The following is a 16,581-nucleotide window of genomic DNA, read 5'->3' on the forward strand; positions in this document are numbered from 1 at the left end:
GGTGTTCAGAGCGCTACCGGTACCGAACCCGTTCTGGCCGACCGCTCGGCCGCCAGCGCACACCGCAGCGCCTCGTGCGAGTCGCGCCAGCCACCGGCGTCCGACGTGGCGGGCCCGCCCGCGGCCATGGTCAGGAACGCCCGCACCTGTTCGCGGTAGGCGGTGGCGAACCGGTCCCAGTACCCCCGGAACCGCGAGGTGTCCACGCTGCCCGCGCCGGGTGTCTCGGCCCGGGTCAGCCCGGCCTGCAAGTTGCCCTTCTCGCCCAGGACTTCGGCCCGTACGTCGTAGCCCACCGGCTGCCACCGGCCCGCCGAGAGCGCGGCCAGCGTGCCGTCGTCGAGCCGGACCGTCGCCGTGACCGTGTCGAAGTCGCCGATGTCCGCGAGGCCCGGGCCGGACAGCGCCGAGCCGTCCGCGACGACCTGGACGATCCGGCGGCCGGTGAGCCAGCGCACCATGTCGAAGTCGTGGAGCATGAGGTCGGTGAAGATGGAACCGCTCTCGCGCAGCCGCGCGAGGGGCGGCAGGGACACGTCGTGCGAGACCAGCCGGAGCAACTGCACACGCCCCAGCTCCCCGCCCGCCGTACGGGCCCGCAGATCGGCGAAGCCCGGGTCGAAGTGGCGCTGGAAACCCACCCACAGCGGCACACCGCGCTGCTCGGCGCGGGTGCCCAGCGCCTCGGTGCGGGCGAGGTCGACGGTCAGGGGTTTCTCGCACAGGGTCGGCACACCGGCGTCGATCAGCGCGCCCACCAGCTCCGGATGGCTCGTGGTGGCGGCCGTCACCAGCGCCGCGTCGCAGCCGCCCGACACCAGCTCCTCGACCGACTCGGCGACGGTCCGCGAGGACACCCCTTGCGCCAGTTTCTCGGCGCGGGCGCGGTCCGCGTCCACGCAGACCACCCGGTACGAGCCCAGCGCGTCGAGGTGGTCGGCGTACATCGCGCCGATCTGACCGCAGCCCACGACGCCCACGGTCATCCCGGCGCTCATCGGCTCGCCTCCGGCACCGGCGAGAGCGCGGAGTGGGCCAGGGCGACCAGGTCCGCCGCCTCACGGCACTCGAGCAGACGGGCACCCCAGTGCGCGGCCCGCTGGGTGAACGAGGGGTCGCCGAGCACCTCGGCGATGCCCTTCCGGATGTCGTCGGCGCCGACGCACGGCTGGTCGGACGGGCCCGAGTAGCGGTCGCTGAAGGTCAGACGGCCGTACGGGGTGGTCTCACTGGTCCGCAGCAGCACCCCGGACCCGGTGTCCTCGACCAACTGCCGCCCGTTCATCTCCTGTTCGGACATGAACGGCATCACGACCTGCGGTTTGCCGTGCAGCAGGGTGGCCAGGACGGTGGCCGAGCCGCCGTGGTCGACCACCACGTCCGCCCACTCCAGCGGTGTGTCCAGCCCGGTGAAGCCCGCCACCACGACGTTCTCGGGCACCGCGAGGCCGCCCTCGAAGGCGAAACCGCTGGACACGTACACGCTCCACGGCTGGTCCGCGCAGGCGTCCAGGACGTTCTGCAGCGCCTGGCGGCCCACCGTGCCGCCGCTGCCGATGGTGACGTACACCTTCGGCCGGCCGGTGCGCGGGGGTGCGGGGGCGTCGGAGGCCACCACCGGGTTCCAGTACATCGGTCCGACGAAGTGCAGCGCGCCCCGGTGCGCAGGTCCGTCGACCGGTTCCAGCGCCGACAGGCTGGACACCAGCGTGACGTCGCCCCACAGCAGGTGCTCGGCGCGGGCCACCGGGCCCAGGCCCAGCTCGCGCGAGACCCGGTCCCACACCGGCAGGCTCGACGGGTGCGGCAGCAGATCGCGCGGCGCCACCGTGGACCACGGCATCCACCCGTTCGCCCGCGGGGTGATGAAGTCCGCGTCGGCGAGGGAGACCACGGGGATGCCCGCGGCCCGGGCGGCGAGGGCCGCGGTGGGGCACATGTCGATGACGACGAGCGTCGGGCGGTACGCCTCGATCAGCCGGGCGTCGGCGGCGACCCGGCTCCGGACGCGCTCGACGCGGTGGTAGGTCGCGGCCACCGCGAAGACGCGCTCCACGTCCGCGAAGGGCAGATACGGCGGCATCGGGTGCCGGTCGGGCGGCCTCGGCGCCTCGGGCTCCGACTCCAGGACCGGGAAGCCCGCCTCGCGCACCATGGCGTTGATGCCGCAGTCCGCGAAGGCCACCTCGTCGCCCGCCTCCGCCAGCGCCGAGGCCAGGGCGAGACAGCGGCCGGTGTAGGCCGCGCCGCCTCCCCAGCCCCAGGGGAAGAACAACACTCGCTCGCTCACACGTCCTCCAGCTCGTCGGTCGTCCTCATACCGTCAACCCGCCGTCCACCGCGATCACTTGCCCGGTCACGTAGGAGGCCGGGGGAGAGCACAGGAAGGCCACCACGGAGGCGATCTCGTCGACGCGGCCCGCCCGGCCCAGCGGTGTGCGGTCGAGCACGCCGTCCCGCGCCTTGCCGGACAGACCGTGGTAGGCGGGGGTGTCGGCGATCAGTCCGGGGGCCACGCAGTTGCAGGTGATCCCGTACCGGCCGTACTCCCTCGCGGTCGTCCACGCCAGCCCGTGCAGACCCGACTTGCTCGCCGCGTACGCCGCCTGGCCGGGCTGGCCACGCAGTGCGGCCACCGAGGACACCAGGACGATCCGGCCGCCCCCGTGCCGCGTCATGGCCTTCACCCCGGCCCGGACGCAGCGGAACGCGCCGCTCAGATTGACCGCGATCTGGTCGTCCCACTCGTCCTCGGCCACGTTCAGGAGCAGCCGGTCGTGGTGGACCCCGGCGTTGACCACCAGCGCGTCGAGCCGGCCGAACTCCTCCACGACCTTGCCCACCACGTGCTCGCCGCTGTGCGGGCGGGACAGGTCGGCGGTCAGGGCGAGCGCGGCCGCGCCCGCCGCGCGCAGATCCTCGGCCACGGCCGCCGCGGCCTCCTCGTTGCGGTGCGCGTGCACCCCCACGGCGTATCCCGCCATGGCCAGCGAGTCGGCGATCGCCCGGCCCAGCGGGCCGGAGCCCCCGGTCACCAGGGCCACCTGTGCGCTCATGGCGCCGCTTCCTCGCGTACCGGAAAGCAGGTGCTCTCGATCTGCGCGAACCGGGCGCGCAGCCGGGCCGGGGCGCCCGGGTCGGCCGGTCCCTCTTGGCCGCCCGCGGCGACCAGGGCCTCGCGCAGCCGGTCGAGCGCGGTGCGCAGCGGACGGCCCAGCTCCAGGACGCGCGGATACACCGCGAGCGGGTCCGGCTTCTCGTGCGCCGCGATCAGCGCGATGCCCAGCCGCTTGGCGTGCACCCGGGCGTCGAGCGCGGCCTTGCGGACAGCGGCCAGCTCCGGGGGCAGGGCGAGCGGTTCACCGGGGGCGGGGGCCACGGCGAGCGCGTTGGCGTAGATGAACAGCTGGGGCTGGATGTCGCCGAGGACCAGCACGTGCAGGGCTCTGGCCGTCAGCGCGCTCAGGCCGGTCCCGGCGAGCTCGTCGAGAAGGCCGCCGAGGGCGTCCGCGCCGACCGAGAACAGCGCGGTGTCGCGGTGCAGCCGCTCGGCGAAGTACTCCCGCGGGTCCCGGTGGTCCGGCGCGTCGGTGACCGTGACCGTGCCCACCCAGGTGAACAGGGAGTGCAGCGCGGGCGTCAGCGTCCAGTGCCGGCGGAAGCCGTCGGCCGGGTCGGCGTCGGTGTCCAGGACGGTCATGACGCTGTCCCGCTCCGACCAGTCCACCGCGAGGACCGCGTGGTCGTGGAAGTGGAAGCGGCCCTCGTACACGTCGCCGGGAAGGTGGAAGCGGTCCGGCAGCACCATCACCGGCTCGCCCAAGCCGAGGCGCTCCAGGACGAACGGCACGTTGCGGCCGCCGTCGTCGAACTCGGTGCGGTAGTCCACCCGGCAGCCGTCGAAGTCCTTGGCCAGGTCGCGGCCCACCGGGTCGAGGGGGCCGTTGAGCGCGCGGGCGACCGCGAGCGGGCCGAGGCCCCGGAAGCGCAGGACGGACTCGACGCAGCGCAGTACGCAGTTGAGCCCGTCCAGCGCGCGGTCCTGCCAGCCCAGTGCCCCCAACTGGTCGAACTGCGGGGTCATCGTGGCGGTCACCGCAGCTCTCGCCCGGCGGTCCGCGCGCGGGCGACCAGGGTGTCGGCCAGGTGCCCCAGGTTGTCGAAGGCCGTGCCGTCGGTCTCCTCGCCGCTGTAGGGCACACCCCACTTCTCCTCGAAGCGGGAGAGGACCACGATCAGGTCCAGCGAGTCCATGCCGATCTCGTCGAGCGTGGTGGTCTCGCTGAGCTGGTCGGGCAGATGGGGGCGTTCCGCGAGGACGGTCGTGATGAGCTCCATGACGTGGTCGCGGTCGATGGGCTGTGCGTCGGCACCGTTGGTCATGTCCTTCTCTTCCTCTTGCGGTTGGGTCCTCTTGCGGTTGGGTGTCGATGGGTGGGTCGGGTTGACGGTGTGTCAGGCGCCGTCCTCGATCAGCAGACCCCGGCGGATCTTCCCGCTGCCCGTCCGGGGCAGCCGGTCGACCCGGCGGATCACCGAGGGGACCTTGACCGTCATGAGGAGTTCGCCCGCCCGGCGGCGCAGGGCCGCCGCGTCGAACTCTTCGGCGCCGGCCTCGACGAAGGCCCACACCTGGGTCTCGCCCGAGGGCCCCGGCCGCCCCACCACGGCGCAGTCGTCGACTCCGGGCAGAGCGCGCAGGACGGTCTCCACTTCGAGGGGGGAGACCTTGTTCCCGCCGATGTTGATGACGAGGTCGCTGCGGCCGGTGAGCCGGAGTCCGTCGTCGTCGAGCACCCCGAGGTCACCGGTGGCGACCCAGCCCTCGGCGTCGGCGAGCGGCACCGGGTGCCCCTCCTCCATGCGTACGGGGGACAGGCCCGGGAAGCACGCCACCACCGGCCCTGGCTCGTCCCCGCCCGCCTTGAGCTTGACGCCGGGCAGCGGGTGTCCGACGCTGCCGCCGCCTCCGGCCGGGTGGAGGGTGAGCTGGCCGAGTTCGGAGTTGCCGTAGTGGTCGTACACGGGGACGCCCGCGTCGCGCCAGGCGGTGACCGCCTGGGCCGGGAGGGCCTCGCCCGCGCTGACACACCGCTTCCACCAGCCCGCGTGCGGCACGCCTCCCCGGCCCCACCAGTCCAGGATCAGCGGAACGCTCTGCAGGACGGTGGGCCGGTGGCGCTCGGCAAGGCCCGCGGCCCGCGCCGGGGTGAGCGGCCCGGACGGGATGAGCTGGCAGGCCCCGGCCGACAGGACGGCCAGGGTGCCCGCCTCGATGGCGTAACTGTGGCCCAGCGGGCTGGTGGTGAGCACGACGTCGTCGGCGTCGATGCCGAGTCCGCGCGCGAAGCCGGCCGAGTTGCGCAGGGTGCCGGACCACTCGCGGGAGATCACCTTGGGTCGGCCGCCGGTGCCCGAGCTGGTGACCGCGAAGGCCGCCTCGCCGCCACCGGGCCGGGACGGCCGCAGCCGGGTCACCCCCCTGGCGTCGATGCTCAGTTCGGCGCCGAAGTCGGCCAGCGCGGCCGAGCGTTCCGTCTCGCCCGCGCGCTCCTGGAGTACGAGCACGGCGGCGCCCAGGGACGTCGCGGCGGCGAAGTCGACGACCGAGTCCAGCGAAGACGTCAGGACGACGGCCGTCCGGGTGCCCGCGCCGACACCCGTCGACCGCAACGCCCGTAACCGTGCGGCGACTTCACGCTCCAGCTCCGCGTACGTCACCGAGCGCCGCTGGTCCACCAGGGCGGGGCGGTCGCCTCGTCCGGCGCGGCGGTGCCCCGCGAGGACGTCCACCAGTGTGTCGTCCACGGTCATCCCTCCTTGTGCGCGGTGCAGCGGTAGCCGTGCCGACGCCCCGCCACCGCCACGGTTGTCGTGGCGGGTCCGCCGTCGTCGGTGAGCCGCGCGGCCAGCTCGGCCAGGGGAGCGGTCGCGCGGATGTCGGCCGCCCGCTCCACCGGCGGCGGACACGTCTCGACGGGGCCGAGCCGGGCAAGGACGCGGGCCCCACGCTCATGGGCCCGCGCGGCCGTCTCCAGGACCAGGAAGGCGGCCCAGCCGCTCACCGGATCGCTGCCCCGGGCGCGTGCGGCGGCCGGGCTGAGCATCTCGTACGCGCCGCACAGCACCGGGCCGTCGCCCGCGAGCCGGAGCCTGCGCTGCCCGAGGGCGAGGGCCTGGAGCCCCGCGCCCGGTCCGAGGACGGTGGCGCAGTAGCCGCGCAGTCGGTGGCGCAGACAGATCAGCGACGTCACGCCGTGCGCGTTGAAGTACAGGAAGGACTCCGGTGCCAGCGACGAGCGGGCGCCCGCGTCGAGCCGGGCGCGCATGGTCTCGGCCACGTGCCCCGCCCCGTACACCGACCCGATGACACAGGCGGTGGCGCCCGGGACCAAGTCGCCCGCCCCGGCGAGTGCCTGCCCCGCCAACTCCGCGATGCGCTCGGGCAGTTCACGGGTCCACTTGTTGACGTCCTGCCAGCCGTCGGCGCCCGCCGTGTGCGCCTCCCACAGCTCCGCCGTGTCGACCTCGCCCGAGGCCACGGCGGTGATCACGACCGAGTCGTCCATCAGGGCCTCCGGAAGATGAGTGCGGTGTTCATGCCGCCCAGACCGCAGGACACGCTGAGCGCGGTCCGCAGGCCCGGCAGCCGCCGTGGGCCGTCCTCGAGGACCAGGTCGAGGTCGGCGCAGATCGGGTCGACCGGCTCGGCGCCCCAGGTCGGGGTGACCGCGCCGTGCGCCAGCGACAGCACGCAGGCCATGGCCTCGACCGCGCCCGCGCCGCCCTGGAGGTGCCACAGGACGCCTTTGACGCTGTTGACCGGGATCGAGGACAGCCGCGGGCCGAACACCGCGCGCAGCGCCTCGATCTCGGCGGTGTCGCCGCGCCGGGTGCCGGGCCCGTGGGTGTTGACGAAGTCGATGTCGTCGGGGGCCAGCCCCGCGTCGGCCAGGGCGAGCCGTACGGCCAGCTCGATGCCGTCGGCCCCCGGTGCGGCGAGGTGGCCGGTGGCGTTGGTCAGCCCGCAGCCGGCCAGCACGGCCAGCGGTGTCGCGGTGTGCGGCGCGGCCTCGTCGTACGGTTCGAGCCGGAGCACCGCCGCCCCCTCGGAGACACCGATGCCGCGCCGCTCGGTGCTGAAGGGGCGGCAGCCCTCCGGGCCGAGGGTGCGCAGCGAGTTGAGGCCCAGGAAGGCCATGTCGGTCACGGCGTCGGCCCCGCCGACCACGGCCGCGGGCGCCTCGCCGAGGGCCACCAGGTCGCGGGCGACCGCGATGGCGGCGGCGCCCGAGGCGGAGGCGTTGGCGATGGTCAGGGCCTCACCCCCGAGTCCCGTGCGCTCCGCGCAGGCCCCGGCCAGGTCGCCGGTGAAGTGCCCGTCCCGGGGCGGGACCACACCGGGGTCGGTGGTACCCAGGACGAGGGCCAGGTGCTCGCGGTCGACGTCGTCGAGGGCTTCCCGTACGGCGGTCTCGGCGAGGTCGAGGGCCCGCCAGACGCCGTCCCCCTCGGTGTGTCCCGGTACGCGGCCCGCCGCGCCGAGGGTTGCTCCGGAGGCGTCGAAACCGGTGAGGGGAGGGTGGTGGGCCTTGCCCGTGGCCAGCGCCTCCCACAGGGCGGGGACGCCGACCCCGCCCGGGCCGCACACACCCAGACCGGTGACGGCGACCGTGGCGCGTGTTCCGCTCATCGGCGCGCTCCCCGGGTCAGTGCGGTGGCGAGCGAGCTGATGCTCGCCGATTCCAGGACGGCGTCGTCCGGCAGTGTCACGCCCAGCTCCTGTTCCAACTTGCCGACCACCGAGATGAGTTGGACCGAGTCGACTCCGGCGGGCGCCAGCGGCTCGGTGTCGCTCAGCCAGGGCAGGCTCGGCTCCTCCTGCAACTGGTGCGCGAGTTCGGCCCGTACGCGGGCCCGCATCGCCTGCTGGGTGTCCACCGCGCTCACGCCACCTTCGCCACGGCGCGGAAGGCCTCGTCGCAGGCCGCCAGGGTGTGGTCGAGGTCGGCGTCGGTGGTGGCGGCGCAGATGAACCAGTGGTGGGTGGGGTGCAGCAGTACACCGCGGCGGGTGGTGTGGGTGAAGAACGTGTCCTGCATGAGGCGCGCGCGGCCCGGGTCGGGGTGGGAGAAGGTGAGGAACGGCATCTGCGGCACACCGCGCACCTCCGCCGGGACGCCGTGGCGGCGAATCAGCTCCTGAAGGCCGCTCTGCAGGCGCACGCCGAGACGGCGCACCTTGTCCAGGACGGTTCCGTCGGCGAGTTGGTCCATCGTCGCCACCGCCGCGGCCATCGCGACGGTGTTGGAGTAGAACGTGGACGAGATATGCGTGCGGCCGACCATCGCCATCACGTCGGCCCGGCCGGTCAGCGCCGACACCGCCCAGCCGTTCGCCATCGCCTTGCTGAAGGTGGCCAGGTCGGCCCGGACACCGAACAGCTCCTGCGCGCCGCCGAGGGCCACCCGGAAACCTGAGCGCATCTCGTCGAAGACCACCAGCGCCCCGTGCTCGTGCGCCAGGTCCACCGCGCCCTGGAGGAACCCGGGCTCGGGGCTGTCGAGTTCGAACGGCATCAGCAGGAGACAGGCCACCTCGCCGGGGTGCGCGCGGAAGACCTCCCGCAGGCTGTCCAGGTCGTTGTACCGGAAGGTGTCGACCTGGGTGCGCACGGTGTCGGGGATCCCGCCGGGGCGCTGCGCGGCCCAGTCGTGCCACCCGTTGTAGCCCCAGCGCACCACCCGGTCGCGGTCGGTGTACGCGCGGGCGAGGCGGACCGCCGCGCTGGTGGCGTCCGACCCGGTCTTGAGCAGGAACACCCGCTCGGCGCCCGGGATGATCTGCACCAGCCGCTCGGCGAGCTCGATCTGGGTGCGCTTGCGGAGCGTGATCGAGAAGCCCTCCTCGATCTCCCGCAGAGCGGCCTCGGTCACCACCGGGTCCGCGTGCCCGAGGATGATCGTGCCGTACGCGAGGATGTAGTCGAGGTACTCGTTGCCGTCGGCGTCCCAGATGCGGGCGCCCCTGGCCCGCTCGCCGTAGACGGGGTAGGCGCCGTCCACCAGCCGGTCGCGCTCGATCACGTAGTCCTTCTCGGACAGGGTCGCGTCGACGAGGCGGCCGCGGGCGAGCAGCTTCATCGAGTTGTCGAGCCGGAGCCCTTCGGTCACGTCGGTCACTGCGTAGTCCCCTCTGTAGCGTGATGTCCCCGGTGCACGGGACGACGGTTCACAGGACGACCGGTCACAGGACGACCGGGCCCGGTCGGGTGCCGCGGACGAGCTTGCCGGGCAGTGCGCCGGTGGCTTCGCCGTCGCGGAAGGTGATCTCACCGGCGACCACCGTCGCCGCGTAGCCGTCCGCCTTCTGGATCAGCCGGCCGCCGCCCGCCGGCAGGTCGTGGACGAACTCGGGGGAGCGCAGGGTCAGCCGGTCGAGGTCGATGACGTTGATGTCGGCCCGGTAGCCGGGGCGCAGCAGACCCCGGTCGCGCAGCCCGTACAGCCGGGCGGGCTCGGAGGTCTGCTTCTTGATGACGAACTCCAGCGGGAGCCGTTCGCCCCGGGCGCGGTCGCGCGCCCAGTGCGTGAGCATCGAAGTCGGCGTACTGGCGTCGCAGATGAGCCGGCAGTGCGCGCCCGCGTCGCTGAGGCCGAGGACCGCCTGGGGGTGCAGCAGCATCTCGCGGATCGGGTCGAGGGTGTACTCGGCGTAGCCGAGCAGCGGCCGGAAGATCATCCCGCTGGTGTCCTCGGAGGTGAGGAAGTCGTAGATGAGGGCTTCCGGGTTCTCGCCGGTGCGCCGGGCCAGCGCGTCGAAGGACTGGTCGGCGGCGGGCTCGTAGTCCGGTGAGGTCGACTCCATCGGGAAGTGCCGCTCGTAGCCCTGCGGGAACAGCGCCGAGCGCGGGTCGGCGTTCTCCGGCTGCTCGGCGAGGATCCGCTCGCGCAGCGCGGGATCGCGCATCGCCACCCGCCGTTCATGGGCGGGCAGATGGGCGATCTTCTTGTACGAGGGCCGTTTGTGGAAGGGGTGGGTGGAGTCCAGGCTGATGATGACGCTGAACGGGCGCCCGGCCACCTGCGGGTGCAGATCGGCGCCCTCGGCCACCGCGTCCTCGGCGATCTGGAGCAGTTCGCGCCAGCCGTCGGGGTCGTTGTCGTTCTGGAAGAGGCCGAAGGTGATGGGGCGGCGCACCGCCGCCGAGAGGCGGCGCATCCACTTGATCTCGCCGAGGGGGTCGTCCACCTTCTCGCCGCCCGCGCCCAGCGGCACCAGCTGGAACACCCCGGTCCCGGCGTCCCCCAGCACCCCGCCGAGCGCGAACAGCTCGTCCTCGGCGGCGAAGGTGCCGGGCACCGGGGCGCCGGTGATGGCGAGATGGGTGAGGGTGCGCGAGGTGGAGAAGCCGATGGCGCCCGCGTCCAGTCCCTCGCGGACCAGCGCGCACATCCGGCGCAGATCGTCCTCGGTCGGCGGCTCGTTGTCGGCGCCCCGCTCGCCCATCACGTACGCGCGCAGGGCGCCGTGCGGGACCTGCGCGGCCACGTCCATCACCCGGGGCACGCGCTCCACGGCGTCGAGGTATTCGGGGAAGCTCTCCCACTCCCAGGTGATGCCCTCGGAGAGGGATGCGCCGGGGATGTCCTCGACGCCCTCCATCAGACCGATGAGCCACTCGTGGCGGTCGGGCCGGGCGGGGGCGAAACCCACCCCGCAGTTGCCCATGACCACCGAGGTGACGCCGTGCCAGCAGCTCGGGGTGAGCTGGGGATCCCAGCTGACCTGTCCGTCGAAGTGGGTGTGGATGTCGACGAAACCGGGGGTGACGAGGTGGCCGTGGGCGTCGATCTCGGTGCGGCCCCGGCCGGTGACCCGGCCGACCTTGGTGATCACACCTTGGTCCACGGCGACGTCCGCGACGCGCGCCGGTATGCCGGATCCATCGCACACGGAGCCGTTTCGGATGATCAGGTCATGCATGGTGATGCGGACTCCTCGGGTCGGGTGAGTGCCACAGGCCCGCCGGTGCGAAGAGCAGGTTCTGGTACGCGTAGTGCGTCTGCGGCCGGTGGGGCACGGGGGTTCCGCCGTGCAGCTCCCATGGCTCGTACTCGGCGGCGATCAGGGTGTCGACCAGTTCCCGGCTGGAGGGCGCGCCGGCCACGTCGAGGTCGCCCACCTCCAGGGAGATGACGGGCCGCCGGCCGGAGAGCAGGTCGCGCATCCCGCTCAGGACGTGTGCCTCCGCGCTCTCGGTGTCGATCTTGATGAAGTCGACGTCGATGCCCTCGGCGCGTACGTAGTCGTCGAGGCTCAGCGCCTGCACGGTGAAGGGGTCGGAGGGGATCCGGGCCCGGACCGCGTCGGGCAGCCGTGCCTCGAAGGCGGAGTTGTAGGCGCTGTAGCCGAGGCCGTGGTCGAAGAAGACGAGTTCCTCCTTCTTGGACCAGGCCGCCGCGGCCACCACCGAGGCGTTGGGCAGCCGCGCGGCGTTCGCCCGCAGCACCGAGAGCGTCGAGGGGGTCGGCTCGAACGCGATCACCCGACCGGCGTGGCCGACCAGGTCGCTCGCCCACGCCGTGTAGTAGCCGATGTGGGCGCCGACGTCGAGCACGGTCGCGCCGGGGCGCAGATGGGAGAGGAGGAAGGCGGTGAGGTCGTAGTCCACGAAGCCGTACCGGTGGAGGGAGATGGACACCTCCTCGGGGAGCGCGATGGACATCTCCCGGCCCCAGAAGGTCTTCGCGGTCGACGGCGCGCCCTCGCCGCGGTGGCGTCGCTCGCGCAGGGTGCGGGTGGTCGGGAACGTGGTCCGGACGGGGTGGCGCAGGCGCTGCGCGAGCCCGCCGATCCCCGTCGTACGGGAGCGCCGGTCGAGGGCGGTGCGCCAGGCGGTGCGGTCGGGTGGGGTCACAGACGGCTCCGAGTCTGCTCGTGGTGGGCCCGGGAATCCGCGAAGGGAAGGGTGTCCGACGGCTCGTGGCCGCTCGCCCCGAGCCGGGCGAGCTCGGCGTCCACCATGATCTGGGCCAGCCGCTGCACCGAGGTGCGCGCGCTCCAGCCCAGTGCGGTACGGGCCTTGGAGGCGTCCCCGATCAGCGAGTCGACCTCGGTGGGGCGCAGATACGCCTCGTCGTAGCGCACATGGCTCTGCCAGTCGAGGCCGACGTGGGAGAAGCAGTGCTCGGCGAACTCCCGCACGGTGGAGCCGACCCCGGTGGCCAGCACATAGTCGTCCGGCTCGTCGCGCTGCAGCATGCGCCACATGCCCTCGACGTACTCCGGCGCGTATCCCCAGTCGCGGACGGCGTCGATGTTGCCGAGGTAGAGGTGTTTCTCCAGCCCGTTCCTGATCCGCGCCGCCGCTCGGGCGATCTTGCGGGTCACGAAGGTCTCGCCGCGCCGGGGCGACTCGTGGTTGAAGAGGATGCCGTTGACCGCGAACAGGCCGTACGCCTCACGGTAGTTGCGCGTCATCCAGTAGCTGTACACCTTGGCCGCGCCGTACGGGCTGCGCGGGTGGAAGGCGGTGTGCTCGTTCTGCGGCGGCGGGGTCGCTCCGAACATCTCGGAGGAGGAGGCCTGGTAGTAGCGGATGTCCCGCGCGGACATGAGGATGGCCTCGAGGAGCCGGGTGGTGCCGATCCCGGTGATGTTGCCGGTGTTCTCCGGCTCGTCGAAGCTCACCCGCACATGGGACTGCGCGGCCAGGTGGTAGACCTCGTCCGGCCGGATGCGGGCCAGCAGGGTCACCAGCCGGCTCGCGTCGCTGACGTCGCCGTAGTGCAGGATCAGACGCCGTCCGGCGTCGTGCGGATCGCGGTAGATGTGGTCGAGCCGACGGGTGTTGAAGGTCGAGCTGCGGCGGACTATGCCGTGGACCTCGTAGCCCTTGTCCAGCAGGAGGTCGGCGAGATAGGAGCCGTCCTGGCCGGTGATTCCGGTGATCAGCGCGCGCTTCACGCCGGTTCGCTCCGGAGCGGGGGTGTGCTGGGGGAAGCCATGTGCGTCAACCGTTCCTTTCCAGAGGCTCCGGAGCGTGACGGGGTTCCAGCGGCACGAACCTGGGGTTGAACCGTTCGTGTACGTAGACCCGTCCGGCTCCGCCGCAGTCGATGATGTATTCCTTGCTCACGCACGCGGGCGAGGTGGCGCCGAGCGGCCAGGTGTCCCGGGAGACGGCGAGGGGTTCGCGCTTCAGCGCCAGACCCACCTTCTTCAGGTAGGGGCCCAGGAGTTCGTCGGGCGGGGGGACCAGGCGGTCGCTCTCGCGTCCGGCGATGACCACCCGGTTCACGCTGATGACCTCGTCGTCGGGGGTGAGGATCCTGGTCTGGCGGTCGACCACCAGGGCGTCGGGGGCGGCGCCGAGGATCTGGCACCCGATGCGCCGGACGCGGGCGGCGGGCACCTGCTGCTGGTGGTCGATCCGTACGCTCAGCCGCTCGCCGACCAGGGCGTCGAGCAGGAGCGTTGTCGATCCGTCTGCGCAGACGAGCATTCTCGTGTGCGGCGGAGCCGAAGAGAATTGATTCAGGCGTTCTTTCATGTCACGACCGTTCCACGCCACAAGGCGGACCAGAAAACGTGAATCGCGCTGCCGATTTCTTCGATGATCATGCGCCAAAAGGCTAAGAGCCAGGGAAGTGGGGGGTCAAGTGGTGTTCGACTGCACAAACTTGTGCAGTCGAACACCTGGAACCTCAATTCCTGGAACACCTTGAACAGGCCGGCGGGCAGCCCTTTGTCCTACCGCTGCTCGAGTTCCGTCGCGAACTCTTCCAGATTGGCCATGCATACGCGCATGGCGCGCGCCGCGATCGCGGAGCAGTGCTCGGGGACGCTGTTCACTATGGCACTGTGGTTCTTGCTGACGGCCGCGGTCAGCCGCAGCCACTGCACCAGCATGCGGCCCGTGTCGGTGTGCCGCACGGACGGGTCGCGGGCCAGCAGTTCCAGGTGGCGCAGCTGCTCCGGGCCGGAGTCCGCCGACTGCACCGCGGAGAGGGCCGGCGGCTGCCGCGCCTGGGGGTCGGGGGAAGTCCGCCTCAGCGTCGCGCGCCGTCGTACGTCCTGGGCGGTCGAAGGGGAGATGTTCGCCGCTCGCGCGATCTCCCGCAAAGAGGCGTGGGGGTTTTCCTGAAGGTACTCTTCGGCAATCCTTCGGTTCTCCTTGGGGTTTACGGGTCGGGCGCGCCCGTCCACGCCGATGCGCGACGTGCCGGGCCTGGTGGGGGGAGTCTGCTGTCGAATTCTGGCGACGGTCTGCTGGGCGAGACCGGTGAACTTCGACAGCGCTCGGTCGGACATCGTCGGAAAGGCCTTGATGATCCTCTCCGCGGCGGCTCTTCGGTCCTCCCGGGTGAGGGGAAGGCCGTGTTTCGTATTCGACTGGACGGCGAACAGAAACGCTTCGTTCTCGCTTCCGGTGAAATAGCGGGCCCGGATGGTGGTGTCGCCGCGCTCGGCCCGGGCCCGCAGCCGGTGCATTCCGTCGATCACCCGCATGGACTGCTGGTGCACGACGATCGGTTGCGGCTCGTCGTCCAGCTCCGCGATCAGCCGGACGTGCTCCGTGCTCTCGCCGTTGAGACGAGGGGAATCGGCGGGCAGCAGCGATTCGATGGGCAGAAAGACGCAGTGCTCGCTGATGTACCGCTGGAGCGGAAGGAAGTGGTCGGCGCGGTCCTCGTTCGCTAAGTCAGGAACTGTCGACATGATCCCCCATGCGATGGTGACGATGGTGAAGGTGTCATTTCGGCCATGGTGGCGCCGGTGGTCGCCTTCCGGCGTGGTGGGACCGGGTGCCCTCGTACCGGTGCATGCCATGCCCGCGAGGGCGACCCGTGGAGGCAGTGGAGACCACTGAGCTCCCCTTTCGCATCGGTGAGTACTGCATTCAACTTTCCCGAGGGCGTAGAGGAGTCGCAAGTTCCGATTCGGACAGTCCTGATCATCAGGGCAACCGGATTATTTTCGGCCGGGGGTACGGACCAAATGGACCCCAGTGGTCCGGGCTGTTCGGAACGGGGAACTGGACGGCGGGCCCGGGGAGTTAACCTTCTGCGGGACGTGCCGGACGCACCCGGTGGCGGAGCACGGCCTCCGTCCGACTCGAAGGGACGAGCCATGCCCCAAGCCCTCACCCGGACCGCGGTCGGCATAGTCGGCGCGGGCCCGGCCGGGCTGATGCTCTCGCATCTGCTCGCCCGCGCGGGGATCGACTCGGTGGTGGTCGACCACCGCACCCGCGCCGAGATCGAGGGCACCAGCCGCGCGGGCATCCTGGAGGCGGACAACGTCCGCCTGCTGACCGACTCCGGGGTCTCCGACCGGGTGCGCCGCGACGGGCACCCGCACGAGGGCATCGCGCTGCGCTTCGGCGGCGAGAGCCACCGCGTGGACTTCAAGGCGCTGGTCGGGGAGAGCGTGTGGCTCTACCCGCAGACCGATGTGTTCACCGACCTCGCCGACGCCCGCGCACGCGACGGCGGAGACGTGCGCTTCGGCGTCTCGGCCACCCAAGTGGTCGACCTGGTAACCGAGTTGCCGGGCATCCTCTTCACCGACGCCGACGGTGTGGCGCGGGAGATACGCTGCGACCTCCTGGTCGGCGCCGACGGGTCGCGCGGGGTGTGCCGCTCCGCCGTGCCGGAAGCGGCGCGCACCCACTTCTTCCGGGAGTATCCGTACGCCTGGTTCGGTGTCCTCGTCGAGGCGCCGCCCAGCGCCCCCGAGCTCGTCTACACCCACTCCGAGCGCGGCTTCGCCCTCATCAGCCAGCGTACGGAGACCGTCCAGCGCATGTACTTCCAGTGCGACCCCGACGAGGACCCGGCGGCCTGGCCGGACGAGCGGATCTGGGCGGAACTGCAGGCACGGGTGAGCGGCGCGGACGGTTTCACCCTCAAGGAGGGCCCGGTCACCGACCGCTCGGTGCTGCGCTTCCGCAGCTTCGTGTGCGAGCCCATGCGCTACGGCAACATGCTGCTGGCCGGCGACGCCGCCCACACCGTCCCGCCCACCGGCGCCAAGGGCCTCAACCTGGCCCTGGCCGATGTGCGGCTGCTGGCCGAGGCCCTGGAGACCGCCCTGGTCAAGGGCGACCGCACCGCCCTCGACGACTACGGCCCCCGTGCGCTGCGCCGCGTCTGGCGCGCCCAGCACTTCTCGTACTGGATGACGGCCATGCTCCACCGCGCCCCCGGCACCACCGACTTCGACGTCCGCCGCCAGCTCGGGGAACTGGCGGCGGTGGTGGACTCCACGGCGGGCTCGACGTATCTCGCGGAGGCGTACACGGGGTGGAGCGAAAGCCGGGCCGACCGCGGGCGCGGCGCGCCGCAATGACAAGACCCGAGCGGCGCAAGCCTGTTGACGGAATCGGCTGAACGCGGCGCTCGCGGCGACCGCACAGCGCCACCCCGTGGGACCGGACCGCCCGCCCCGCCAGGTTGACGGAAAGTCGACTTTGGCCCGGCGCGGGGTCTCCGTACATTCGGTAGGCGCTTCTGTCCGCAGCACCGCAGCAGGTTCTTCATCCCTCGCGCCGCGAGGGGGCAAGGGGACCAAGCC

At 72.1% G+C, this 16,581-nt stretch carries 16 protein-coding genes; 1 reads left to right on the forward strand and 15 read right to left on the reverse strand.

Translation table 11 applies throughout. The features are described 5' to 3' along the window. Positions 1-5 precede the first annotated feature (5 nt). The 15 genes from BX283_RS35235 to BX283_RS35305 all read right to left on the reverse strand — a co-directional run bounded on the left by BX283_RS35235 (position 6) and on the right by BX283_RS35305 (position 14,835). Positions 6-998, reverse strand: coding sequence for a Gfo/Idh/MocA family oxidoreductase (locus BX283_RS35235; protein ID WP_101391452.1), 993 nt, complete (start codon positions 996-998; stop codon positions 6-8). Continuing rightward, the gene (locus BX283_RS35240) at positions 995-2,290 is read right to left on the reverse strand and encodes a glycosyltransferase (protein ID WP_101391453.1); all 1,296 of its coding nucleotides are present in this window, start codon (positions 2,288-2,290) and stop codon (positions 995-997) included. The genes BX283_RS35235 and BX283_RS35240 overlap by 4 nt, the downstream gene beginning before the upstream one ends. Positions 2,291-2,315: 25 nt before the next feature. Beyond that, positions 2,316-3,056 (reverse strand): 3-oxoacyl-ACP reductase FabG, encoded by a 741-nt coding sequence (fabG, locus tag BX283_RS35245; protein WP_101391454.1) that lies wholly within the window; start codon positions 3,054-3,056, stop codon positions 2,316-2,318. Then, complete coding sequence (locus BX283_RS35250) at positions 3,053-4,096, reverse strand: BtrH N-terminal domain-containing protein (protein WP_257584081.1); 1,044 nt, start codon at positions 4,094-4,096, stop codon at positions 3,053-3,055. Before BX283_RS35250 ends, fabG begins: the two co-directional genes overlap by 4 nt. Next, positions 4,093-4,383 carry an acyl carrier protein gene (locus BX283_RS35255; RefSeq protein ID WP_101391455.1) on the reverse strand — a complete coding sequence of 97 codons (291 nt, stop codon included), beginning with the start codon at positions 4,381-4,383 and terminating at the stop codon, positions 4,093-4,095. Before BX283_RS35255 ends, BX283_RS35250 begins: the two co-directional genes overlap by 4 nt. Before the next feature lie 72 nt (positions 4,384-4,455). Next, positions 4,456-5,814, reverse strand: a complete 1,359-nt coding sequence (locus BX283_RS35260; RefSeq protein ID WP_101391456.1) for a class I adenylate-forming enzyme family protein — start codon at positions 5,812-5,814, stop codon at positions 4,456-4,458. Then, positions 5,811-6,569 (reverse strand): 3-oxoacyl-ACP synthase, encoded by a 759-nt coding sequence (locus BX283_RS35265; protein ID WP_218976544.1) that lies wholly within the window; start codon positions 6,567-6,569, stop codon positions 5,811-5,813. Before BX283_RS35265 ends, BX283_RS35260 begins: the two co-directional genes overlap by 4 nt. After that, on the reverse strand, positions 6,569-7,693 hold the full coding sequence (locus BX283_RS35270) for a beta-ketoacyl synthase N-terminal-like domain-containing protein (protein ID WP_101391457.1): 1,125 nt from the start codon (positions 7,691-7,693) through the stop codon (positions 6,569-6,571). The genes BX283_RS35265 and BX283_RS35270 overlap by 1 nt, the downstream gene beginning before the upstream one ends. Further along, on the reverse strand, positions 7,690-7,950 hold the full coding sequence (locus BX283_RS35275) for an acyl carrier protein (RefSeq protein ID WP_257584082.1): 261 nt from the start codon (positions 7,948-7,950) through the stop codon (positions 7,690-7,692). The genes BX283_RS35270 and BX283_RS35275 overlap by 4 nt, the downstream gene beginning before the upstream one ends. After that, the gene (locus BX283_RS35280) at positions 7,947-9,182 is read right to left on the reverse strand and encodes an aspartate aminotransferase family protein (RefSeq protein WP_180357347.1); all 1,236 of its coding nucleotides are present in this window, start codon (positions 9,180-9,182) and stop codon (positions 7,947-7,949) included. The genes BX283_RS35275 and BX283_RS35280 overlap by 4 nt, the downstream gene beginning before the upstream one ends. A 64-nt stretch (positions 9,183-9,246) precedes the next feature. Continuing rightward, positions 9,247-10,986 carry an amidohydrolase family protein gene (locus tag BX283_RS35285; protein WP_101391458.1) on the reverse strand — a complete coding sequence of 580 codons (1,740 nt, stop codon included), beginning with the start codon at positions 10,984-10,986 and terminating at the stop codon, positions 9,247-9,249. Next, entirely contained in the window at positions 10,979-11,920 is a 942-nt protein-coding gene (locus tag BX283_RS35290; protein ID WP_218976545.1) for an FkbM family methyltransferase, read from the reverse strand. The genes BX283_RS35285 and BX283_RS35290 overlap by 8 nt, the downstream gene beginning before the upstream one ends. Beyond that, the gene (gmd, locus tag BX283_RS35295; protein ID WP_101391459.1) at positions 11,917-12,969 is read right to left on the reverse strand and encodes a GDP-mannose 4,6-dehydratase; all 1,053 of its coding nucleotides are present in this window, start codon (positions 12,967-12,969) and stop codon (positions 11,917-11,919) included. Before gmd ends, BX283_RS35290 begins: the two co-directional genes overlap by 4 nt. Positions 12,970-13,015: 46 nt before the next feature. Beyond that, entirely contained in the window at positions 13,016-13,507 is a 492-nt protein-coding gene (locus BX283_RS35300; protein ID WP_101391460.1) for a hypothetical protein, read from the reverse strand. Positions 13,508-13,755: 248 nt separating this feature from the next. Next, positions 13,756-14,835: a winged helix-turn-helix transcriptional regulator gene (locus BX283_RS35305; protein WP_101391461.1), complete on the reverse strand. Its 1,080-nt coding sequence runs from the start codon at positions 14,833-14,835 to the stop codon at positions 13,756-13,758. Positions 14,836-15,135: 300 nt separating this feature from the next. Here BX283_RS35305 and BX283_RS35310 point away from each other — a divergent pair, with 300 nt between their 5' ends. Next, positions 15,136-16,356 carry a 4-hydroxybenzoate 3-monooxygenase gene (locus BX283_RS35310; protein WP_101391462.1) on the forward strand — a complete coding sequence of 407 codons (1,221 nt, stop codon included), beginning with the start codon at positions 15,136-15,138 and terminating at the stop codon, positions 16,354-16,356. The last annotated feature ends 225 nt before the right edge of the window (positions 16,357-16,581 follow it).

It is taken from the genome of Streptomyces sp. TLI_146 (assembly GCF_002846415.1).
Classification (GTDB): domain Bacteria; phylum Actinomycetota; class Actinomycetes; order Streptomycetales; family Streptomycetaceae; genus Streptomyces.